At 64.9% G+C, this 1,927-nt stretch carries 1 protein-coding gene and 1 pseudogene; both read left to right on the plus strand.

The annotated features are described in order from the left end of the window. Positions 1-245, plus strand: a pseudogene (locus ACTWQR_RS55575) (alpha-1,4-glucan--maltose-1-phosphate maltosyltransferase); the annotation flags it as partial. Beyond that, the coding region (gene treS / locus ACTWQR_RS55580; RefSeq protein ID WP_443234990.1) for a maltose alpha-D-glucosyltransferase at positions 242-1,927 on the plus strand (1,686 nt) is incomplete at its 3' end. The pseudogene ACTWQR_RS55575 and the gene treS, both read left to right, overlap by 4 nt.

Raw genomic sequence — 1,927 nt, forward strand, 5'->3', positions numbered from 1 at the left:
ACACGGTTCTGGTGGTTGTGAACCTCGACCCTCACCACACCCAGGAGGCCACGGTCTCGTTGGACATGCCGCGACTCGGCCTGGACTGGCACGAGTCGATGCCGGTGCGCGACGAGCTCACCGGCGCCACCTACCACTGGGGCAGGACCAACTACGTACGCCTCACCCCCGGCACCCAGCCCGGACACGTACTGACCGTCCTGCGACCGTCCTCACCGCCAACCGGAGGGTCACCCACACCATGATCGTCAACGAGCCCGTCCCGGACACCTTCGAAGACACCCCCGCCAAAGACCGCGACCCCGAATGGTTCAAACGCGCCGTCTTCTACGAAGTCCTCGTCCGCTCCTTCCAGGACAGCAACGGCGACGGCACCGGCGACCTCAAAGGCCTCACCGCCAAACTCGACTACCTGCAATGGCTCGGCGTCGACTGCCTGTGGCTGCCCCCCTTCTTCAAATCCCCCCTCCGCGACGGCGGCTACGACGTCTCCGACTACACCGCCGTCCTCCCCGAATTCGGCGACCTCGCCGACTTCGTCGAATTCGTCGACGCCGCCCACCAACGCGGCATGCGCGTCATCATCGACTTCGTCATGAACCACACCAGCGACCAGCACCCCTGGTTCCAGCAGTCCCGCAACGACCCCACCGGCCCCTACGCCGACTACTACATGTGGGCCGACGACGACAAGCAATACCAGGACGCCCGCATCATCTTCGTCGACACCGAAGCCTCCAACTGGACCTTCGACCCCATCCGCAAGCAGTACTACTTCCACCGCTTCTTCTCCCACCAGCCCGACCTCAACTACGAAAACCCGGCCGTCCAGGAAGAGATCATCTCCGCCCTCCGCTTCTGGCTCGACCTGGGCATCGACGGCTTCCGCCTCGACGCCGTCCCCTACCTCTACGCGGAAGAGGGCACCGACTGCGAAAACCTGCCCGCCACCCACCAGATGCTCAAACGCGTCCGCGCCGAAATCGACGCCCACTACCCCGACACCGTGCTCCTCGCCGAAGCCAACCAATGGCCCGAAGACGTCGTCGACTACTTCGGCGACTACACCGCCGGCGGCGACGAATGCCACATGGCCTTCCACTTCCCCGTCATGCCCCGCATCTTCATGGCCGTCCGCCGCGAATCCCGCTACCCCGTCTCCGAAATCCTCGCCAAGACCCCCGCCATCCCCTCCACCTGCCAATGGGGCATCTTCCTGCGCAACCACGACGAGCTGACCCTGGAAATGGTCACCGACGAGGAACGCGACTACATGTACGCGGAATACGCCAAAGACCCCCGCATGCGCGCCAACATCGGCATCCGCCGCCGCCTCGCCCCACTCCTGGACAACGACCGCAACCAGATCGAACTCTTCACCGCCCTGCTGCTGTCCCTGCCCGGCAGCCCGATCCTCTACTACGGCGACGAGATCGGCATGGGCGACAACATCTGGCTCGGCGACCGCGACGCCGTACGCACCCCCATGCAGTGGACACCCGACCGCAACGCAGGATTTTCCTCCTGCGACCCCGGCCGCCTCTACCTGCCCACCATCATGGACCCCGTCTACGGCTACCAGGTCACCAACGTCGAAGCATCCATGTCCTCACCCTCGTCGCTGCTGCACTGGACCCGCCGCATGATCGAAATCCGCAAACAGAACCCCGCCTTCGGCCTCGGCTCCTACACCGAACTACCCTCCACCAACCCGGCCGTCATCGCCTTCCTACGCGAATACAAAGACGACCTCGTCCTGTGCGTCCACAACTTCTCCCGCTTCGCCCAGCCCACCGAACTCGACCTCCAGACCTTCAACGGACGCCACCCCGTCGAACTCATCGGCGGCGTCCGCTTCCCCGCCATCGGCGACCTCCCCTACCTGCTCACCCTCGCAGGCCACGGCTTCTACTGGTTCCGACTCCGC

The sequence above is a fragment of the Streptomyces sp. 2A115 genome (genome assembly GCF_052245575.1).
Classification (GTDB): Bacteria; Actinomycetota; Actinomycetes; order Streptomycetales; family Streptomycetaceae; genus Streptomyces.